The sequence below is a fragment of the Vibrio echinoideorum genome, assembly GCF_024347455.1.
Classification (GTDB): domain Bacteria; phylum Pseudomonadota; class Gammaproteobacteria; order Enterobacterales; family Vibrionaceae; genus Vibrio; species Vibrio echinoideorum.
Genome location: NZ_AP025483.1, coordinates 1,727,606 through 1,747,469 on the forward strand (window position 1 = coordinate 1,727,606; position 19,864 = coordinate 1,747,469).

18 protein-coding genes are annotated in these 19,864 nt (G+C 43.4%); 11 read left to right on the forward strand and 7 right to left on the reverse strand.

What is annotated here, in order from left to right; translation table 11 throughout:
* Window positions 1–7: 7 nt before the first annotated feature.
* From OCV36_RS07720 to OCV36_RS07740, 5 genes are all read right to left on the reverse strand, one after another.
* On the reverse strand, window positions 8–208 hold the full coding sequence (locus OCV36_RS07720) for a twin-arginine translocation signal domain-containing protein (protein WP_029224806.1): 201 nt from the start codon (window positions 206–208) through the stop codon (window positions 8–10).
* 76 nt (window positions 209–284) lie between these two features.
* Complete coding sequence (locus OCV36_RS07725; RefSeq protein ID WP_390903440.1) at window positions 285–962, reverse strand: TorD/DmsD family molecular chaperone; 678 nt, start codon at window positions 960–962, stop codon at window positions 285–287.
* Between the two features lie 3 nt (window positions 963–965).
* Window positions 966–2,651, reverse strand: coding sequence for a 4Fe-4S dicluster domain-containing protein (locus OCV36_RS07730; protein ID WP_135458205.1), 1,686 nt, complete (start codon window positions 2,649–2,651; stop codon window positions 966–968).
* A 300-nt stretch (window positions 2,652–2,951) separates the two neighbouring features.
* Window positions 2,952–3,608 carry a DUF3306 domain-containing protein gene (locus tag OCV36_RS07735; protein ID WP_102553732.1) on the reverse strand — a complete coding sequence of 219 codons (657 nt, stop codon included), beginning with the start codon at window positions 3,606–3,608 and terminating at the stop codon, window positions 2,952–2,954.
* The gene (locus OCV36_RS07740) at window positions 3,598–4,062 is read right to left on the reverse strand and encodes a DUF3305 domain-containing protein (protein WP_102553731.1); all 465 of its coding nucleotides are present in this window, start codon (window positions 4,060–4,062) and stop codon (window positions 3,598–3,600) included. Before OCV36_RS07740 ends, OCV36_RS07735 begins: the two co-directional genes overlap by 11 nt.
* 468 nt (window positions 4,063–4,530) lie before the next feature.
* On the opposite strand from OCV36_RS07740, the gene fdhD reads away from it, so the two are divergent.
* From fdhD to cydX, 9 genes are all read left to right on the forward strand, one after another.
* Complete coding sequence (fdhD, locus tag OCV36_RS07745; RefSeq protein WP_029224805.1) at window positions 4,531–5,361, forward strand: formate dehydrogenase accessory sulfurtransferase FdhD; 831 nt, start codon at window positions 4,531–4,533, stop codon at window positions 5,359–5,361.
* Between the two features lie 435 nt (window positions 5,362–5,796).
* Complete coding sequence (locus OCV36_RS07750; RefSeq protein ID WP_135458203.1) at window positions 5,797–6,738, forward strand: MBL fold metallo-hydrolase; 942 nt, start codon at window positions 5,797–5,799, stop codon at window positions 6,736–6,738.
* A gap of 1 nt (window position 6,739) precedes the next feature.
* Window positions 6,740–7,054, forward strand: a complete 315-nt coding sequence (locus tag OCV36_RS07755; RefSeq protein WP_135458202.1) for a hypothetical protein — start codon at window positions 6,740–6,742, stop codon at window positions 7,052–7,054.
* Between the two features lie 98 nt (window positions 7,055–7,152).
* Entirely contained in the window at window positions 7,153–8,037 is an 885-nt protein-coding gene (locus tag OCV36_RS07760; RefSeq protein ID WP_135458252.1) for a DUF692 domain-containing protein, read from the forward strand.
* Window positions 8,030–8,815, forward strand: coding sequence for an HvfC family peptide modification chaperone (locus OCV36_RS07765; RefSeq protein WP_135458200.1), 786 nt, complete (start codon window positions 8,030–8,032; stop codon window positions 8,813–8,815). Before OCV36_RS07760 ends, OCV36_RS07765 begins: the two co-directional genes overlap by 8 nt.
* A complete protein-coding gene (locus tag OCV36_RS07770) occupies window positions 8,812–9,420 on the forward strand; it encodes an HvfX family Cu-binding RiPP maturation protein (RefSeq protein ID WP_135458198.1) in 609 nt (202 codons plus the stop codon). The genes OCV36_RS07765 and OCV36_RS07770 overlap by 4 nt, the downstream gene beginning before the upstream one ends.
* Before the next feature lie 107 nt (window positions 9,421–9,527).
* Window positions 9,528–11,144 (forward strand): cytochrome ubiquinol oxidase subunit I, encoded by a 1,617-nt coding sequence (locus OCV36_RS07775; protein ID WP_135458196.1) that lies wholly within the window; start codon window positions 9,528–9,530, stop codon window positions 11,142–11,144.
* Between the two features lie 9 nt (window positions 11,145–11,153).
* Window positions 11,154–12,290 carry a cytochrome d ubiquinol oxidase subunit II gene (cydB, locus tag OCV36_RS07780; RefSeq protein ID WP_135458194.1) on the forward strand — a complete coding sequence of 379 codons (1,137 nt, stop codon included), beginning with the start codon at window positions 11,154–11,156 and terminating at the stop codon, window positions 12,288–12,290.
* Window positions 12,291–12,316: 26 nt separating this feature from the next.
* The gene (gene cydX, locus OCV36_RS07785; RefSeq protein WP_081324463.1) at window positions 12,317–12,415 is read left to right on the forward strand and encodes a cytochrome bd-I oxidase subunit CydX; all 99 of its coding nucleotides are present in this window, start codon (window positions 12,317–12,319) and stop codon (window positions 12,413–12,415) included.
* A gap of 186 nt (window positions 12,416–12,601) precedes the next feature.
* On the opposite strand, the gene OCV36_RS07790 is transcribed toward cydX, so the two are convergent.
* Complete coding sequence (locus OCV36_RS07790) at window positions 12,602–14,185, reverse strand: ABC-F family ATPase (protein WP_017073258.1); 1,584 nt, start codon at window positions 14,183–14,185, stop codon at window positions 12,602–12,604.
* Window positions 14,186–14,646: 461 nt separating this feature from the next.
* On the opposite strand from OCV36_RS07790, the gene OCV36_RS07795 reads away from it, so the two are divergent.
* A complete protein-coding gene (locus tag OCV36_RS07795) occupies window positions 14,647–16,992 on the forward strand; it encodes an ATP-binding protein (protein WP_135458192.1) in 2,346 nt (781 codons plus the stop codon).
* Between the two features lies 1 nt (window position 16,993).
* The gene (locus tag OCV36_RS07800; RefSeq protein WP_017073256.1) at window positions 16,994–17,881 is read left to right on the forward strand and encodes a mechanosensitive ion channel family protein; all 888 of its coding nucleotides are present in this window, start codon (window positions 16,994–16,996) and stop codon (window positions 17,879–17,881) included.
* A 261-nt stretch (window positions 17,882–18,142) separates the two neighbouring features.
* Here the strand turns inward: OCV36_RS07800 and OCV36_RS07805 are convergent, their stop codons facing one another.
* On the reverse strand, window positions 18,143–19,762 hold the full coding sequence (locus OCV36_RS07805) for a methyl-accepting chemotaxis protein (RefSeq protein ID WP_135458190.1): 1,620 nt from the start codon (window positions 19,760–19,762) through the stop codon (window positions 18,143–18,145).
* Window positions 19,763–19,864: the final 102 nt, after the last annotated feature.

Sequence of the window (19,864 nt, forward strand, 5' to 3'; positions counted from 1 at the left end):
TTATCTCCTAAAGTGTATCGTAGTAATCGCGAATATGTTGCGTTTCACGATAGCCTGTCTTCTTCACGTCTTCTTTCGAAATTTCAACCGTTTCTGAAGCAGTTGCCACTTTCGTTGTTCCAGCGACAACGGCACCAGCAACGGCTGCAGTTGTTAAGCCTTTGAGTAAGTCCCTACGGCTTGTATTTATTTCTTTATTATCTTTCATCATTGCTTCCTTACCTTACGGTAGATCTTTTTGGAGGCTTAATGCCCCTCTATCGATATAATCGCGTACTGCTCGATTACTCGTAATCAGTGACGTTTTTCACATCAATCTTTAATTTGTGCTTACTGCTTTTTGTATTCACGCTAAAACGTACTTGTTCTAACGTTAAGAATGCTTCACACAGCTGGGCTGCTGATTTGTAGAAGTTGGCGCTTTCTGCTGCTTCAAGCTGACGCGTGAAAGAGTTAAACCAAGGGCCAAGATGCTTATTGAAAACCGCTTGTTGTAGCGCTTCTTCTTCATTGCTTAACATTGCCATGACTTCACAAAGCGCAGCGATATGATCTTCTGGCTCTTTCACTTGATCATCACGCTCAATGCCTAAAAGCTCTAGGTCATGACGAATTTCTGCTAATGGCTTTTCCATCATGGCGCCAGTGCGATGCCAAGAACCAAATGGAACTATTTCTCCACGGCCAATGCCAATGAACAGATCTTGATACTCGTTTTCTAATGCTTCGCGGTTCGATTCAGTGGCAGCTTGTTGAATGGCAATCCAAGCCTTTTGCATGGCACTTTCAGATGCTTCAATATCTAGCGTCTTTAGAAAATCAATCACCTCTTCAGAGGGTGCGCTGCGAAACAATGCTGAAAGAACCAAATAGATTTCAGTTCTTAGTGTTTGTTCTTGTTCTTGATTGTTTTGCGCTTGTTTTGGCGCTTGTGCTTGACCTAAATTAGTATCCAATGCCAACTCCTAGTATTTCAATTGATTCAATGGGTTTTGAGCCATTGAGTCGAACATGTCCACCACACGACAGTCTTCACACATCGCAATACGATTAATCGCAGTTTCATCTGAAAAATGAGAGTGACCGCGTAACTTGTTCTGCAACATATCAATCATAGATTGTGGTGCGAATGGCTTATGACAACGCAAACATTCCGCGGCTTTCTCTTCATGAATCACAACCGCTTGTTGACGTTCTTCTTTCACCCAATTCATACGAGGTGTCAGAGTGAGAACATTCTCAGGACACGCCTTTTCACACAGACCACATTGAATACAGTCTTGTTCTACAAACTTAAGTGATGGAGATGCACCGTCGGTATGTAGAGCGCGTGTCGGACACACAGCCACACAACTCATACATAAAGTACAATCTTTGCTTTCACACGAAACCGTGCCGTATGGTGCATTCGAAGGAAGCTCAACAATGTTCTCAACTGGAATTCGAGATGAAGACATCGCATCAAGAGCAGTAAATAGACGCTGACGCTTGTTACCTTGAAGGTCGCCAAGTGCTAGGTCGAAAGAATCAACGCACAGTGTTGGTGGCCCTTCACGTAGCGACTCTAAATACAGGATATCGATGGTTTCTTTTGGAACGCCGATTTGATCAAGTAATTCTTGTGCAATTCCTACTTCGTTATTCAGAACACGAATGATCGTCTCTGGCATAAAGCGAGAAGCCGCAAATAGAACCTGAGTCGCGCCATTTACAAGCGCTGCAAACCAAGTATCAATACCAATAGATGGAAGCTCTTCAACAACAATCGGAATCACGTTATCTGGCAGTGCTTTCAGTGCCATCACATTGTAGGTTTCATGACGAGAGCTACAGATAAGTACGATCGGATCAAGACCGCCCGCTTGCTCATAGTTAGCTAGCGTACGTTCGATGAATTTTTGTGTATCGTCAGGATTAGGCAGCGCATAGGTGATCGCTTCTGTAGGGCAGCTTGTTGCACACGTTCCCACGCCTTGACATAGGTAAGGGTTAATCTCGATCTTGTGACCCGTTCTATCTGAGCCTTCACTCGATAGCGCGCCAGCAGGACAAGCATCAACACAACGCTCACACCCTTTTACGCCACGAGAACTGTGCGCACATAGGTCAGTGTCTAAACGAAAGAACTTAGGCTTATCAAACGTGCCCATCAACGTTGGAATCTCTTCTAACGCTTCAGCCAGTTTTGGATAGCCGCGACCAACTGGGTAATAACCCGGAACTGGCACTTCTTCCGTCATACAGCTGTTTAGGCACAGATCGAGGACCACATCGAAGCAATCATGATTGATCGCTATTTTAGCTAGGTTGTTTGTTAAGCCTTTACTTTCAATTAAGACTTCGAACGTACCCAGAAAACCAGATACTTGAACAGCGTTCGCGTAATAAAGTTCTGATTCGCTATTGGTTCCTGCCTTTTCGTTAGTTGAAAGGCCACCATCAGTAGAAAGCAATGTCAGGCTTGTTAACTGAGGCAATTGAGCCGCAGCACTTTCTATGATCGCAGTTGGACCAATAATCAGTGTATTCCCCCCACTTTCATAACTCACTGTAGGTGGAATAAGGTTCGTTAACTCAACTGTATTTTCAAACGCATACAGCCTTGCTTTAGCGTTGTTTGAAGTTGCTTGTTCTAATAATTGTTTAAGCATTGCTCAGTTCCATCTATGGACATGGATAATCTGTTCAATCTTCATTGTAGTTAGCGTTAGAGAACTTGCTGAGTAATCGATTAACAATGAATAGTTCGTTAGCGATTCATCATTCAGTCAATCTTACTCAGGCTATCTACAAAAAAGTTGATAATGAACGTTATTTAGCAAATGCCATGCCAGTTTAATAAGCGTTTATTATCAATAACTTAAATTGTTTTCGTATCTGATTTTAGAATAAAAAAACCGCTTGGGACATTTTGTCGCAAGCGGCTCATTGAGTGTTTAGTCAAAATGTACCTATTCTTTGTGTGGTATATTTTGTCCCACCTCTTTTAGATCTTCTTCAGTTGTTAAAGTATCAAACCTCTCCGGAACTGTGTTTTTATCCAGTAGTTCTTGTTGTTCCGTGATTTCGGTACTTTCAGAAGATTCAAGTTCTACTTCAGAAGTGTCTGATTCAAGATTTTCATTATTACTATCAGTGAGTTGTGCTTCTTCTTCAGGGTTTTCTTCTTCTGTCTTATCTTTTACCCAATCGCGTAGGGTTTCAGCGACACCTTCGGAAAGAGACTTCAAATTGCTGTAATCATCATCGTAATCATCTAAGCCATCACGAACATTGAACTCTTCCGAAAGGAATAATTTACGTAATGCCGCTTTTTTTACGCTTTCTGATGCTTCTGAAACTAATAATTGAGCCACAGAAAGCTCTTCAGTGGCTTCTGGCGCTAAATCTTGAACATCAGTCGCCTCTTCAGCGCCTTCTGATGACAACGTCGTTTCAGTAGAAGCTTCAGTATCAACTTGTTCTATCTCAGAGGGTGCATTTGACTGAGCTGACGAAATCTCAGAAGAAGATTCAGTTGTCTCAAGCGTTTGTTCTGTTTCCAGAGACTCGTCAGTAGATTCATCGAGCTTACGTTGTGACCAACGACTAAAGAAATTAGTTGCCATTTGATCTGCCCGCCCCTTTGCGTTTCTTACGTCGTGCTTCTAACAACTCACCATGACGGCCTATAAAGGCTTCCATCCAAGCTTGTACCGGGAGTGGTATGTCGTAAGAAAGCACTTGGTTATCTCCGTCCATGTATTGACCAGCAACCGTTTGAGAGGCTGTAAGGAGTTGAATTACAGGCCTAACATCAGAATCAACGTTATCCATCACCAAAAATAGCTTGGGTTGCTGCGAACTTAAGTTGAACCGGTAGTCTGTACGCTCATCTTTGTGTAATTGAAGTAAACATACGTCTGCAGTCTCAATACCAGGCGTCAATTCAAAGCCAGTTAATTCCCATTGAGTCGTCACCCATCGGCCCGTCGAAATTTCTTTCTCTAATCTGTTTACACCTATCGGCCAAGTTGCTTCTGTTTTTTCATAGTTCTTTTCGGATTCTTTGGTCTCAGACATACTTCACCTAACTGATTTAATTTGTTCTGAAAGAGTTTGGGACATTTTGGTCTTAGCTAATTCATATAGCTCATACAAAGCAATAACCACGCCAAAAACAAACGGCTAATTCTCTATTCTGTTCTGCATTGGGGTTTCGCTATCTCTTTGTATTTGTACTAACTCCCTTTACGTTAGTTGATTAGCTCAAATATAGAGAACCTATGACGGTGATATCGCATAATTTACGCTATTTTAAGGGAATACTTCATGTTTTCGCCAATACCCGTTATTTTGGAATGAGAATTGCTAAATACTGAGTCAAAGCTGATTTGAGTTAGAGCTCAGGCGAATTGGAACAAAGCGAAGACTGATTTACGTAATATCCAAGATTAAGTGACATCCAAGGATTTATTATCGAGAGTCGTGTGACGGCTCTTGTTGACTCTTATCTCATAAAATCGCTATCTCATTAAGTAGGAAATGATTGTGGTAAAACCAAACATAATAAAAACCAGTGAAAATCCACTTCAGACAATCGAAGTTGAAGTGTTTGATGAATATGGTGAGAAGCTGACAAAACAGATTGCTTGCGAGCGCCCTCTTACCGTGATGTTGAACTGGAAAGAGATCGTAACGCTGATGACGTTGGGTTCTCGTCCAGAGTCGCTAGTGTTGGGTTATTTGAAGAACCAAAGCTTCCTTTCAGATCCAGAAGCGGTTGAATCTATCATCATCGATTGGGAAACCAGTTCCGCTGCTGTCATCACTAAAGAAGATACGAGCCAACTTGAGCAAGCACTTAAGAAGAAGACGGTGACTTCAGGATGTGGTCAAGGCACCATGTTTGGCAACGTGATGAAGCAATTGGAAGATTACCAAGTGCCTCAAACCAAGATTAAGCAATCTGAAATCTACACGGCTCTAGAAGCGTTGACTCATTATAACGATACCTATAAGAAAGCCGGTGCGGTACATGGCTGCGCAGTTTGCAAAGACGACAAGGTTCTATCGTTTGTTGAAGATGTTGGTCGTCATAACGCCGTAGATACACTGGCTGGTGAGATGTGGCTTAACAAAGAGTCAGGTGATGACAAGATCTTCTATACAACAGGTCGTTTGACGTCAGAAATGGTTATCAAGGTCGCACAGATGGGTATTCCGGTTCTGCTATCACGTTCTGGTGTCACTCAAATGGGCTTAGATTTAGCGCAGAAGTTCGGTATTACCACGATCGCTCGCGCGAAAGGTTTACGCTTCCAGGTATTCACTGGCGCTGAAAAGATGGACTTTGATGTGAAAGGCGAACAAAAAGCGTAGTTTTTTATAGCGTATTCTCTGGCGAGTGAACTCTTTTTCCAGAGTCTCACTATTTTCAAGTGATTTGATTAAAGGTGTAAGTACAGGCTTGCACCTTTTTATTTGTCCCTTTCAATCCCCTTTGTTCTTTTTGATACTCTTTATTTTCCTTAATACGACAGCCTCTTTATTTCCTCAATTCTGATATCCACTTCGTTCTTATAGCTCCCCTTTCTGCACTTTTTTCCCGCAAAGGAACACACCTAAAATTAACGTTTAGTTTTTCTTAACGTTAATTTCAAAATTACTAGATATACCAAACGTTAACATTTCTTTATCTTGTCTCCCGTGAACAGAAAGAAGCACGAACTTATTGTGCTGCTTAATGAGAACGTCACTTCTTTGGATGCTCACTTCGAAGAAAAACAGATAAGAAACAAAGAATTGGATAACAATATGAAACTGCCTTTAAAAGCTCTAGCAATAGCTCTTGGACTGACCTTGGGCGCCAACTGCCACGCGATTGAACTCAAGCCTGTCGATACTGATTTTACATTACAGATCCTTGGATCCGGTGGCCCTATTTCGGATGACCTACGTGCATCATCCGGTGAAATCGTATGGTGGAAAGGGAAATCACGAATCATGATTGATGCCGGTGGTGGTGTGTACTTACGTTTTGGTCAAGCCGGTGCAAAACTTGAAGACTTAGATTTCATGGGCATCACACACTTCCATACTGATCACGTTAATGATGTCCCCGCCATTCTCAAAGGTGGTTACTTCTTTGACCGCGAAAATCCACTAGATATTTCGGGGCCAACGGCAGGCTCTGTATTCCCAAGCTTAACAGGTTACTTCAAAGCGAACTTCGACCCACAAGATGGCGCTTATGCGTATTTAAGTGGTTTATACGATGGCACAGATGGCCTATTCCCTATCAATCTGCAAGATGTTGATCATCAATCAAAAGAGCCAACGGTTGTTTACGAAAAAGATGGCTTGAAGATCACTGCTCTGGGTATCCCTCATGGTGATGTGCCTTGTCTCGCTTACCGAATCGAAAGTGAAGAAGGCGTGATGGTGATTTCAGCGGACCAGAATGGCAGCAACTCTGCGTTTTTAGACTTCGCTCGTGGTGCCGACATCATGATGATGCCAATGGCAATTCATGAACAAGCCGATGGCGTCTCTTCATTCATGCACGCTAAGCCTTCTGTGATTGGCGAAATTGTTAAAGAGATCAATCCAAAGATGTTGGTGCTTAATCACTGGATGGGTTTAGGCCTTAAACGTAAATCCGAATCCATCAAAATCGTACGCGAATATTACGACGGACCAATCATGTCTGGTCGTGACTTAGCAAGCTTCCCTATGTCAGCTGTAAAGGAGAAATAACATGAACAATAAAGTTGCCCTTTCAATCGCGATCACATCGGTGATCAGCCTTAGCTCGGCAATGGCATTTGCTGATACGCCACCAGAAGCACCTGTTGAAGCCAAAGCATCATCTGGACATGGGGGTAAATGCGCTGCGGGTAAATGTGGTACGGAAAAACGTTTCGAAAAAGCGGAACTGACAAGCAACCCACAAGATCGTTTGGTGCGTGCTCGTGATGGAAAATGTGGCTTAACGGCTGAAGGTATCTCGCCAAGTAAAGAGCCCATCCTAATGGCCAATAGCAAGGTGACAGGTGGAGTATGTGGCCAGTAGATACGCATAAAACTAAAGCTCTAGCATCAAATGACCGAGCTGTAACAAACAGAGCCCTTGAAAGCAGAGTCCCTAAAAATAGAGAGTTAAACCATAAAGTGCGAACCATTCAGAATACAGACAAAGGCATTGGGCTACGCAGTGAGCATATTGAACTGCTCGCTCGTTCCCCAAAGCACCCTGATATTGATTTTCTGGAGTTAGCTCCCGAGAACTGGATGAGCTTAGGTGGTCTTAAGCGCGAACAGCTACAGGATATAGCGAAGCAATACCCTTTAGTTGCCCACGGTTTAAGTTTATCTATTGGAGATTGCCAACCGCTTAATACGAAGTTTGTACGTCAGGTTGGTCAGTTTCTCGATGATCTAAAGATCCAAGTGTATAGCGAACACTTGAGCTTTTCTCGTGACAACCAGGGGTATCTGTATGAACTGTTACCTGTGCCACGTCGCGCAGAAAACATCGATTATTTGGCAGATAGAATCAAGCAAGTTCAGGACATCATTCAACGTCCTTTAGTGATGGAGAACATCTCTTATTACCACAATTATGGAGATGAGATGCCTGAGGGTGAGTTTATCGCTGAAATAGCAAAGCGCAGCGGTTGTGAGTTGTTGGTCGATATCAACAACCTGTACGTGAATAGCCAAAACCATCACTTTGATGCGGCTGAAATGCTTAAGGCTTTACCGAGCGATGCTATTCGCTACTACCACATTGCTGGGCATTTAGTTGAGACTGACAGAGCGGTTGAAGGTAACAAGTCGTTACTTGATACCCACGGGATGGAAGTACAACCAGCGGTTGTCGATTTGGCGCGTTACACCTTCTCTCTTCATGGCAGCAAACCGTTATTGCTAGAAAGAGACAACAACGTACCGCCTTTGGTCGTACTGACTGAGGAATTGCGAACGGTGCACAGTCAGGTTCTAGACGCAGGTGTTGTTCATTGCCCAATGAATCAGGAGTTGGTTTATGCATAACCCTCCGAGCATGATGATCACTCAAACGCAGGCGTTAAGCGCATTGATACGTTTGCCACTCGAAGAAAACTCTCAGTGCCGATACAGCGAGTTTATTAGAGACAACGTGTTTGGTGTATTGAACAACACATTTCCGTTGTTTTGTCAGCAAATCGAACAAAGCCAATTATTGATATTGGTGGATGAGTTTGTGGTTGTGCATTACGCATCAGAACCGGAGTTTCACCACATTGCTACCGAGTTTGTCAGCTTTGTTCAACGTCGAACTCAACCAATGGGTATGTCTAGTCTGGGTGATTTGTCTACTTTGAGTGCGAGTCATGAGCTCACAGCCGACCAACTGGCGGTGTTGGAGTACGAATGGTGTGCTTTTTGCGTTGAGATTGACGCTTCAAAGCAAGTATTGCCGATGTCGTGGAGGGGTGACCTTCGTGCTGATGAACACCAGCTTAAATTGGGTTTGCTCGTCAACAGTACGATGAAGCTCGTGCAGGTGCCTTTCCTTGTTCATGGTGAGTCATTGACGTTTCTAACACGAAGGCGATACCCCATTTATTACGCGATTTATCGCGACTCTGACCAACGCGTCAACACGATAAAACTAAGAGAAATTGATGTTGCGATTATCCAAATAATCCAACAACAACCAAATCGTTCTTTAGCCGATATAAAACAAATAATTGCTCAACAATTGGCGAGATTCGAATTTATTAATTGGGTCAAACACTTCAGCGAGATTGAGCTGATTGGTGCTTACTCTTTAGGAGAAAAAATATGATTAAGTCAGCGCTCAACTGGTACGACGCAATTGTCGAAAAGTGCAAACAATACGATTATTTAGTGCTGCTGGCAGTACGTCTTTACTTAATTCCCGTTATTTATGTCGGTGCGCGATCTAAGGTACTTGGCTTTGCAGGAACCGTTGCGTGGTTTGGTGCTTCAGCTGCCGATGGTGGTCTAAACCTCCCTTTCCCTGAATTGCTGGCTTTTTTAGCTGCAGCTACTGAAGTACTAGGCTGCATTTGTATCGCGTTAGGTCTGTTTACTCGTTTTATCTCGATTCCTATGATTTTCATGATGAGTGTGGCCAGTGCCATGGTTCACTGGAAGCACGGTTGGGACGCGATTGCGACAGGCGGTATGGAAGCAACAGTTCGACTTAACGGCTTCATCGAGTGGCTTTCTGTTAACTTCCCAGGTCGTTACAACTACATCACAGAGCTTGGCGACCCGGTAATGCTGAACAACGGTATGGAATTCGCAGGAACTTACTTCGTGATGCTATTGGTGTTGCTTGTTTATGGTGGTGGTCGTTACGTCAGCGCCGATTACTGGATACGTAAACAGTTCTCTAAAAAGCAAGATAAAGCACTTCGTTGGTAAGAGATTCAGTTAATAGAGTCACATGTAAATCTTTAATTAGTCCTCTCTAATTATCCTTTCCTTTTTCATTGTCTTACCCGTCACATCCGTGGCGGGAAGGAGTTTTTATGCTTACAGATGTCGTTGATCTGTCGCGGTTTCAATTCGCAAGTACCGCTCTTTATCATTTTATATTCGTTCCCCTAACTATAGGTCTCTCCTTCTTACTCGCAGTGATGGAATCGCTGTATGTTATGACCAACAAAACCATCTACAAGGACATGACCAAGTTTTGGGGAAAGTTGTTTGGTATTAACTTCGCTATTGGTGTTGCAACGGGCTTAACTATGGAGTTCCAGTTTGGTACTAACTGGGCTTACTATTCTCACTATGTGGGCGACATATTCGGTGCTCCACTTGCTATCGAAGCATTGATAGCGTTCTTTTTGGAATCGACTTTAGTGGGGCTGTTCTTCTTTGGCTGGGACAGGCTTTCTAAACGTCAGCATTTGTCGATCACTTGGTTAACCGCCCTAGGTTCAAACTTCTCTGGTTTATGGATTTTGATGGCAAACGGTTGGATGCAAAATCCTGTTGGTGCGGAGTTTAACTTTGAAACCATGCGTATGGAGATGACTGACTTTGTCGAAGTTATCTTTAACCCAGTAACACAAGTGAAGTTTGTTCATACCGTTTCAGCAGGTTACACCACTGGCGCATTGTTTATTATGGGGATCAGCGCTTATTACATGCTGAAAGGTCGCGACCTACCATTCGCTCGCCGCTCTTTTGCTGTTGCTAGTGCATTTGGGATGGCCGCTATTTTATCAACCTTAATGCTTGGCGATGAATCTGGTTATGAATTGGGTGATGTACAAAAAGTAAAATTAGCGGCGATTGAAGCTGAGTGGCACACCGAAGAAGCCCCGGCTTCTTTCACGCTGTTTGGTTTCCCGAATCAAGAGACTATGGAAACGGACTATGCGATTAAAATCCCATACGTGATGGGTATTATCGCAACGCGTTCTTTGGATACACCAGTAATCGGTATTCATGATTTATTGGCAAAAAATGAAGATCGTGTGCGAAACGGTATCTTAGCTTATGGGCTGTTAGAGAAGCTCCGTTCTGGTGATAAGTCACAGAAAAATATCGATGAGTTTGAAACGGTTAAGCATGATTTGGGTTATGGGCTGTTAGTTAAGAAATACAGTGACAACGTTGTAGATGCGACAGAACAACAGATCAAACAAGCGGCTAAAGATACTATCCCAACGGTTGCACCACTGTTTTGGAGCTTCCGTATTATGGTCGTGTGCGGTGTATTGATATTCGCAATCATCGGGCTTTCTTTTGTCCAAATTTGCCGTCGTAAAATTGGTACCAGCCCTTGGTTACTGAGAGCAACAATATGTGCGATTCCACTGCCTTGGATCGCGTGTGAAGCAGGATGGTTTGTCGCTGAATATGGACGCCAACCTTGGTCAATTGGTGAGATCCTTCCCGTAAATATGGCGGTCTCTAACCTACCCGTTGAAAGCCTGTGGATTTCAATTGGCCTAGTGTATCTGTTCTATACATTCTTCTTGATCGTCGAAATGTACTTAATGGTTAAGTTTGCGAAGCTGGGACCAAGCGCCTTGAAAACAGGCAGGTATCACCATGAACAGCCAACTTGCAGTAATCCAATGGTCGGCATTTCATCTACACCAACACAACTAAACCAATCAGTCGATCTTCATTAAGGAATTCAGATGTTTGATTACGAAAATCTACGCCTGTTCACATGGGCAATTATCGGTGTGTTGTTAATCGGCTTCATTATTACCGACGGTTTCGACATGGGTGTGGCTGCATTACTTCCCGTTCTTGGAAAGTCCGATGTAGACAGACGAGTGATGATTAATTCTATCGCACCTCATTGGGATGGAAATCAAGTCTGGCTGGTGACCGCTGGCGGTGCCATTTTTGCAATTTGGCCTTCAATCTATGCCGCGGCATTTTCAGGATTTTACCTCGCGATGATCTTGGTATTAGCCGCATTATGGTTACGACCGCTTGGCATGGACTATCGTTCTAAAATCGATGACCCCAGATGGAAACAGGCTTGTGATGTCGCATTAGTCGTCAGTGGCTTCATTCCTCCTGTTATCTTTGGTGTCGGCTTCGGTAACTTAATGCTTGGCGTGCCATTTGAATTCAATGAATTTCTGATGATGTCTTACCAAGGTGGCTTTTGGGATCTATTAACGCCATTTCCTCTACTGTGTGGTTTGGTGAGTTTAGCGATGGTCGTAACACAAGGTGCGGCATTCCTTCAGATGAAAACGACGGGTGACCTTAAGTTACGAGCACAAAGCATTATTGTGTGTATGGCGTGCATCACAGCTGCGTTGTTTGTGATTGGTGGTTTGTTCGCAAGCTCGTTGCCGGGTTATTTGATTACCAGTCCTATTGTGACTGACTCAGTTTCAAACCCATTACTGAAACATGTCATGAAGTTTGATGACTTACTACTACATAACTACGAAAACTATCCGGTACTTTGGGGGATTCCGGCTCTAGGTATCATCGGAATGCTGAGTTGTGCCGTGATGACTCGACTTAACCGCGCTGGTTTGGCCTTCGCTTCTTCGAGCTTATCGATAGCAAGCATCATAACGACAGCGGGCGTTGCCCTATTCCCAATGATCATGCCATCTAGCTTGATGCCATCGCATAGTTTAACGCTATGGGACGGAACATCGAGTGAGTTAACACTGAGTATTATCTCAGTTGTGGCAGTTATCGTGGTGCCAATTATTTTGGGTTACACAATCTGGTGTTACTACAAAATGTTCGGTCGATTAGATAGCCAATACATTCACGATAACAGCTCGTCACTGTATTAATTAGAGATGAAATAGGAGGGTAACCTATGTGGTATTTATGTTGGGTACTGGGCGTGTTATTAGCCTGCGCGTTTGGAATTATTAATGGGTTATGGTTAGAGCACTCAGATCAGCTAGATGACTAGCCAAGTTAAGTTAAATAGCAAAGTAATGTATAGGATGGGTATTTGAACAACTCTATAATGCCCGCCACTTAATATTATAAAGCTAACGATACAAAAACGCCGTCATACTTTTCAGTATGACGGCGTTTTTTAGTTTAAAGCTTAATTCCCAACGAGTTGAGTTGAAAATCTAAGTTGCGTTAAGCCTTAACCGCGAGATTTCAACAGTTCAGCGTAAGTACCGCGGAAATCGTTGATCTTACCGTCTTTGATCTCAAGGATACGAGTTGCTAGCGAGTCTACGAAGATTCTGTCGTGAGATACGAAGAACAATGTGCCTTTGTAGTTCTCAAGAGCCAAGTTAAGCGCTTCGATAGATTCCATATCCATGTGGTTAGTTGGTTCATCCATTAGAAGGATGTTTGGCTTGTGCATCATGATCTTGCCAAGAAGCATACGACCTTGTTCACCACCAGAAATAACCTTTACCGATTTCTTAATGTCGTCTTGACCAAACAACATACGACCTAGGAAGCTACGAACAACTTGCTCGTCTTCGCCTTCTTGGCGCCATTGGCTCATCCAATCAAACAGATTTAGGTCTTCTTCGAAATCATGCGCGTGATCTTGAGCGTAGTAACCGATGTTTGAGTTTTCAGACCACTTGTACTCACCAGTGCGAGCTTCAAGAGCACCCGCTAGCGTATTAAGTAGTGTTGTTTTACCTACACCATTCTCACCGATGATAGCTACACGCTCACCAACTTCGAAGATCGCATCGAACTTGTTGTATAGGTCAGCTTCAAAACCTTGAGATAGGTTTTCAACCACAAGTGCGTTACGGAATAGCTCTTTCGACTGTTCGAAACGGATGAATGGGTTTTGACGGCTAGACGCTTTAATATCGTCTAGTTGAATTTTGTCGATCTGTTTAGCACGAGACGTTGCTTGCTTCGCTTTAGATGCGTTAGCTGAGAAACGAGAAACGAACGATTGAAGTTCAGCAATTTGAGCTTTCTTCTTAGCGTTATCAGACAGTAGACGATCACGAGCTTGTGTCGCTGCTGTCATGTACTCATCGTAGTTACCTGGGAAAAGACGAAGTTCACCGTAATCAAGGTCAGCCATGTGTGTACAAACTGAGTTTAGGAAGTGACGGTCATGCGAAATGATGATCATTGTGCAGTTACGTTGGTTTAGCGTATCTTCCAGCCACTTGATGGTGTCCATATCCAGGTTGTTCGTTGGTTCGTCTAGAAGCATGATATGCGGGTCTGCAAACAGTACTTGAGACAATAGAACACGAAGTTTCCAACCCGGTGCTACTTCGCTCATTAGCCCGAAGTGCAGTGATTCTTCAATACCTACAGCAAGAAGCAGCTCACCTGCTTTAGCTTCTGCCATGTAACCATCCATTTCAGCGAACTGAACTTCAAGGTCGGCTACTTTCATGCCGTCTTCTTCGCTCATTTCTGGAAGCGAGTAAATACGGTCACGTTCTTGTTTGATTTCCCAAAGCTCTTTGTGACCCATGATAACCGTGTCGATTACCGTGAATTCTTCGTAAGCAAATTGGTCTTGGTTTAGCTTAGCAACGCGCTCATTTGGATCGTAGCTTACGTTACCGCCAGTCGGCTCAAGTTCACCAGATAGAATCTTCATGAACGTCGATTTACCACAGCCATTCGCGCCGATTAAACCGTAGCGGTTGCCTTCGCCGAACTTAACTGAAATATTTTCGAAAAGTGGCTTAGCGCCGAATTGTTGGGTGATATTTGCTGTGGAGATCAATGCCGTTACCTTTTTAATGTGAAAAACGCCGCAACGTTACTTGTTCAGGGCTTTAACTGCAAGTATTGATTGCAATTACTCGCCATTAAGTGAGTGATAATCCAACCAAATCATAGTTTGAGCCAACTCACACTTTTGGTTTTCTATTTTGCCATGAAAAAACGTCATTTTTCAGGAAAAATAAAATAGCGAACAACCGGTGACGTTAGGGTTTATATAGCAACCCTTATCGTGCTCTTGATTGAATATATCGCATGGTGCATTGTTACAGTTGAACCTGCTTTTAGCTCATCAATATGCGATATGGCTAGATGCTCAAATACTAGCCCAACCCCTGACAATTTCATGACAAAGACGAAAGAAACAGGAATAAAGTACTCGCCCCCGAAAAGGGGTTCGATTTCACAAAGTAAGATTAACTAACTATAGTAATCCTAACCTCATAATTCTAAGAGACTTTTATGCGTTCACTATCGCGCTTCTTATTGCTCACACTGGCCATGTTGTCTTGGCCTAGTCATGCCAACTTGGAATATGACTTACAATCACAACCTCAGGTATCGGATTTAGCTCAAGACCTGAATAAACGCATTAACGCACTCCCCGACCCGTTGTTTATGGATGAGTCGGACAAACGCAAAGTTAACGTGCTGTTGGCCGACGTGCTCCGAGTTCAAAACGAACAAATCAGGACATTTGATCAACAACTATTGGATTACCGAGCGAACAACGATTCGGATCTGTGGTTTGCGGTTGAATCAAGCTATGTGACGTTAAATAGTTTGAATGTCAGTAAACAGCATCTACTCGAACAAACCTCGACCTCAAACAAAGATCGCCTAACGGGTTTTGGTCCTTATGGGGTGACTCAGTTTAAGCAAGAGTGGGAATTAACGAAGCTGAATGTAGAATATCTCGTTTATTTCCAGATACGCAGTTTCAAAGCGCTGATCAAAGACATCTTTATTTCGCCAGTGCCGGTCATTGGAGCATCATTAAAAGTCTTGTTCATTTACTTTGGATTAGCATGGTGGCTTGCCAATAGCACTCGTTTGATCGAAGCGTTTCGAGTCAACTTACTTGAAGCGAAACAAAATCCGCCTTTCCTGATTCGCGTGATTTGGTATATCAGCCGAGCCGATCGAGCGATCGCTTGGTTGATTGCTATTACGTTATCGTTGAGAGTGTTATCCAGCATCCCTAGCCTGCAGCATCTGATTTTCCTCGAGATCTTTACCTGGTGGATTCTTGGTGGCTCGATTGCGATTAGCTTTATCCTTGAATTTGCTTATCGTTTAGGTCGCACATCAAATCAAGAAGTGATTGCTCTGCGTTTATCGACTATTCGTCGTTACGTATGGAGCTTCATTGTTGCGGGTGTGATTCTTCAAATATCGAGCATTACACTGGGCAAAGGTACTATTTACAGCTGGATTTACAGTGCCCTGTTTTTCTGGTTTGTATTGGTTACGATTTCAGTGCTCAGATTATGGCGAGCGAAAGTATTCAATACATTGCAACACATCTCAGATCGACCGGTGTGGGTCAACTGGGCGGTAAATCGTAAAGATACGTTCCTGCTTAATATTATCGCAACAGCGCTTGGTATCGCATGGTTGAGTGTCTACAACTTCCAACATCGAATCATGGCACTGCTTTCTAGTTACACACTGTTTAGCCAAGCCCTAGCTTATCTATTTAGAATTGAAGTGGCTAAGCAGTCCGACTTGGACAAGAATCAACAAAACTTAGTGAGAATCAAAGGTAATCAAGCTTTTGAATACGTCCTACCAGGTTCAATAGACAGCACTCTCATAGATTATGCAGGCGACGAGGTGAAACAACTCTCTCGTTACTTGATGTCAGACAGCCCTGCGATTTGTATCGTGTCTGGCGAGCGTGGTGTTGGTTCAACGACTCTGCTTTATACCTTGCTGCATAAAGTGTCGAATGCAGAGCCGATTTACGTGAGCTGCCCTTATGCTGGATATAGAGAATTCTTGGCTCATCTAGCCGTTAGCATTGGTTTAGATGAAGAAGCCACTGAAATTCAGATCTTGGCGCACTTACGCAAGAGTGAAACCACCTATCTTATTGCGATCGATAATGCCCAACGCTTAGTCAAACCTATGGTTGGCGGCTTATCTGATCTTATCCGCTTAACTAACTTGTTACGTCGTTCTAAAAAGAATCACCGAGTCGTGATGTCGATTGCCAAGTCTAGTTGGCGCTTTGTTGATAGAGCTCGTGGTGAACGTTTGTTGTTCGATTTGGTTTGCTTCCTTCCACGTTGGACCGAAAAACAAGTCGGTGAACTTCTGACAAGTCGCATCAACACAGAATTAGAAAAGCCGTTGTCGTTTGATGGTTTGGTGGTTCCTAAACAGTGGGACCAAGATGACATGACAGAAGAAGAACGTGCCCGTAAGGGGTTCTATCGAATCCTATGGCACTACTCAGATGGCAATCCGACCGTTGCCCTGCGTTTCTTCCGTTTATCTCTGAATCGAAATAAAGAGACAGATCAAGCTGTGGTGCGTTTGTTTCATGTACCAGAAGCTCAAGAATTAGAGAACATGCCTAAACCCATGCTGGCTGTGCTGCGTTCTATTGTGCAGTTGGAAATCGCTTCCCCTGAAGTGCTGTCTGAATGTACTCAGTTGAGCATTGCTGAGATTACCGGAATTCTCCGCTACTTCGAAAGCCGCGGTTACATTGGCTGGAACGAAGATAAGGCTAAGATCTCCGATCACTGGTTCCGTCACATTACTAACGTTCTCGACCGTCAACATTTATTGGTGAAGTAAAATGAAGAAGTTATTTGTCCTATTACTTGTTGGCTTAGCGACGGCGGTAAGTTTCCCTACCTACGCGACGGAAGAGTTAGCCAACGTAGAAAACATATCAAAGATAGCAAGCTTGGTGCGATGGAGCGGTGTGTTCTTCTCCATGATTGTTATTGCGGCAATGTGGTTGTTACTCAAGTTTATCAATTCGTTGGTAACTAGCTTCGGTAGCCAGTTTGTGCAATATCGTATGCTGTTGCAAAAGCTTCAGTCGTTTACTCAGTTCTTCATCTATGTGAGCACGGGTCTTATCGTGTTCATGATGAGCTTTCGTATTAACGATCAAATCTTGGCGTTAATTGGCGGTACCCTCGCCGTGTCGGTCGGCTTTGCTCTTAAAGATTTAGCGGCGTCGTTCATTGCCGGTATCACAGTGATGATTGATAGACCATTTCAGGTTGGTGACCGCGTAACATTTGAGGGTAACTACGGCGATATCATTACTATCGGTTTACGTTCAGTACGCATGAGAACTTTGAATGACGACATCATTACCATTCCAAACAACAAGTTCTTAAACGAAGTCACTACCAGTGGTAACTATGGCGCGTTGGATATGCAGGTGGTGATTCCATTTTATGTAGGAATGGATGAAGACATCACCCTAGCCCGTGATTTAATTCAAGAAGCGGCTTCATCAAGCCGCTACATCCACCTACCAAAGCCCGTAACCGTATTAGTGAAGCAGACGATTACCGACAACTACTTAGCAATACAGCTAACTTGTAAAGCGTATGTCGTAGATACTGCGTATGAGAAGCTGTTTGAAACCGACATTACCTTGCGTGTAATGAAGGAATTCAGAAAGCACAATATCAACCCACCGAAGATTTCAGTGACAGCGCATTAGTTGAGATTGGATTAACGCTTACTTTTGTCTATCAGTGAGTTATCTACAAAAACACCTCCGCACTTATGGTTAAAGTTCCGGAGGTGTTTTTTATGAGCGTGATAGCTCTTTATTACTCTTTATTACTCTTTATTGACCTAGACCTTTATAGCTTTATAAAAGCACAGCTTAAACTTAAAGAGAAGAAACCTTGATAAACAACAACCTTCATCTTCATCAGCTCAGTCGGCTCAAACCTCTATGGGAATAAGCCTAACCTCATTAGACCTTGAAGTATTTCAGTTGATCAGTGAGATGCTCAGTCGTGTTAGCCATTTTCTGGCTGTCTTCCGCTAGTGATTGTGATGCTTGCAGTACCTCGTTTGCCGCTAAATGAATGCCGGTGACACTTTCACTCATTTCCGTTGCTACCGCACTTTGTTGCTCAGAGGCCGCGGCAATCTGTGCCACCATGTCGTTAGCGTTATGTAACTCATTAACAATCACATCAAGTTGTTGGCGAGTTTCGTTAGAGGCGACGACACTATGATCGACTTTCTCATTACTGCTTTGCATCGCTTTAAAGGTACGCTCAGCTTGTTGAGTGAGTTTCTCAATCGTGTGTTGTACTTCATTGGTTGAATTCTGAGTGCGACTCGCTAGGTTACGTACTTCGTCGGCAACGACCGCGAACCCCCTTCCTTGCTCGCCAGCACGAGCAGCTTCGATCGCTGCGTTTAATGCTAACAAGTTAGTTTGTTCTGATACGTCACGTATCACACTCACCACTTGGCTTATCTCAGTCACGCCAGATTGTAGATCTCTCACCAAATCGTTTGCTGTTGAAATGTTTTCTGAAACCTGAGAGATCGTCTTAGACGTTACCTGCATGTTCTCATCGTTTTGATTTGCATGATCGACGACTTTGTTCGTGCTCGCCGCAGTGTTCTCTGCATTAACAGCAACATCTGAAATGGTCGCGCTCATTTCTGTCATTGCGGTAGACAATAACTCAAGTTGAGCATGCTGTGAGTTAACGCTGGTTGCCGCCTCTTCACTGGCTTGAGCAATATGACTTGCCATATTACTGGATAAATCGGCTGACTCATTTGCGGTTCGCAACGTGCTTTGTAGTTTTTCGAGCATCGTATCAATTTGCTTGCTCATATCACCGAGTTCATCTTTACGCGTCATATTCATACGAACACGAAGATCACCATCTGCAATTTCATGGGTGTTATCAATAAGCTTATTAAGTGGCACAAGGATGTTGTTGGAGATCGCGTAGCCCATCGCAAACAACAGGCCTGAAAACACAACCGCCATAAGTCCCTCTTTTATCGCTAATGCATAGAATGCCTCTTGAATATCAGCGACTAAGATCCCAGACCCAATAACCCAGTTCCATTCCGGGAACAGTTGTACGTATGAAATTTTGTCTTTGAGTTCACCTTGGGGACTCATCCATTGGTAATCAAGAAAGCCTTTTTCCTCTGGAGAACGTGAAATGGTGACCATCTCACGCCAGTGGTACTTGCCTGCGCCATCTTTAAAATTGCTCGCGTTCTTGCCGTTAAGTTCCGGTTTTAACGGGTGAATAATAATGTTGAGCTGTTGGTTTAAGATCCAGAAATAATTGGTGCTGTCATAACGAAGCGTTTCGATGGCGCGTAGCGCTTGTTCCTTGGCGACTTCCTCTCCAAGTACGTTTCGTTGGCTGTAGTAGTAGCTCGCTAAACTGACCGCCGTTTCAACTTGAGCGCTGAGTTTATCTTGGCGCTCCTCCATGGAGCTAGCGCGTTGTTGCATTAAATTAAAGGAGGACGCCATAACCAATAGAACAACCGAGAAGATGACAATGGATACAAGCTTAGATTTGATAGAAAGGTTACTTAATTTCATAGCTGACTGACTTTACCTATTTGTTTTAATTATTAATTTTGGATCAATGTATCAAAATTTTATAACGTACAGATGATATGCATCAAGATCGCGCAATATACA

Excerpts from the sequence above, each read along its gene's own strand:
- OCV36_RS07720 (WP_029224806.1), bottom strand. The coding sequence starts at position 208 with ATGAAAGATAATAAAGAAATAAATACAAGCCGTAGGGACTTACTCAAA.
- OCV36_RS07730 (WP_135458205.1), bottom strand. The coding sequence starts at position 2,651 with ATGCTTAAACAATTATTAGAACAAGCAACTTCAAACAACGCTAAAGCA.
- OCV36_RS07735 (WP_102553732.1), bottom strand. The coding sequence starts at position 3,608 with ATGGCAACTAATTTCTTTAGTCGTTGGTCACAACGTAAGCTCGATGAA.
- OCV36_RS07740 (WP_102553731.1), bottom strand. The coding sequence starts at position 4,062 with ATGTCTGAGACCAAAGAATCCGAAAAGAACTATGAAAAAACAGAAGCA.
- OCV36_RS07750 (WP_135458203.1), top strand. The coding sequence starts at position 5,797 with ATGAAACTGCCTTTAAAAGCTCTAGCAATAGCTCTTGGACTGACCTTG.
- OCV36_RS07755 (WP_135458202.1), top strand. The coding sequence starts at position 6,740 with ATGAACAATAAAGTTGCCCTTTCAATCGCGATCACATCGGTGATCAGC.
- OCV36_RS07765 (WP_135458200.1), top strand. The coding sequence starts at position 8,030 with ATGCATAACCCTCCGAGCATGATGATCACTCAAACGCAGGCGTTAAGC.
- OCV36_RS07770 (WP_135458198.1), top strand. The coding sequence starts at position 8,812 with ATGATTAAGTCAGCGCTCAACTGGTACGACGCAATTGTCGAAAAGTGC.
- OCV36_RS07775 (WP_135458196.1), top strand. The coding sequence starts at position 9,528 with ATGCTTACAGATGTCGTTGATCTGTCGCGGTTTCAATTCGCAAGTACC.
- cydB (WP_135458194.1), top strand. The coding sequence starts at position 11,154 with ATGTTTGATTACGAAAATCTACGCCTGTTCACATGGGCAATTATCGGT.
- cydX (WP_081324463.1), top strand. The coding sequence starts at position 12,317 with ATGTGGTATTTATGTTGGGTACTGGGCGTGTTATTAGCCTGCGCGTTT.
- OCV36_RS07795 (WP_135458192.1), top strand. The coding sequence starts at position 14,647 with ATGCGTTCACTATCGCGCTTCTTATTGCTCACACTGGCCATGTTGTCT.
- OCV36_RS07800 (WP_017073256.1), top strand. The coding sequence starts at position 16,994 with ATGAAGAAGTTATTTGTCCTATTACTTGTTGGCTTAGCGACGGCGGTA.
- OCV36_RS07805 (WP_135458190.1), bottom strand. The coding sequence starts at position 19,762 with ATGAAATTAAGTAACCTTTCTATCAAATCTAAGCTTGTATCCATTGTC.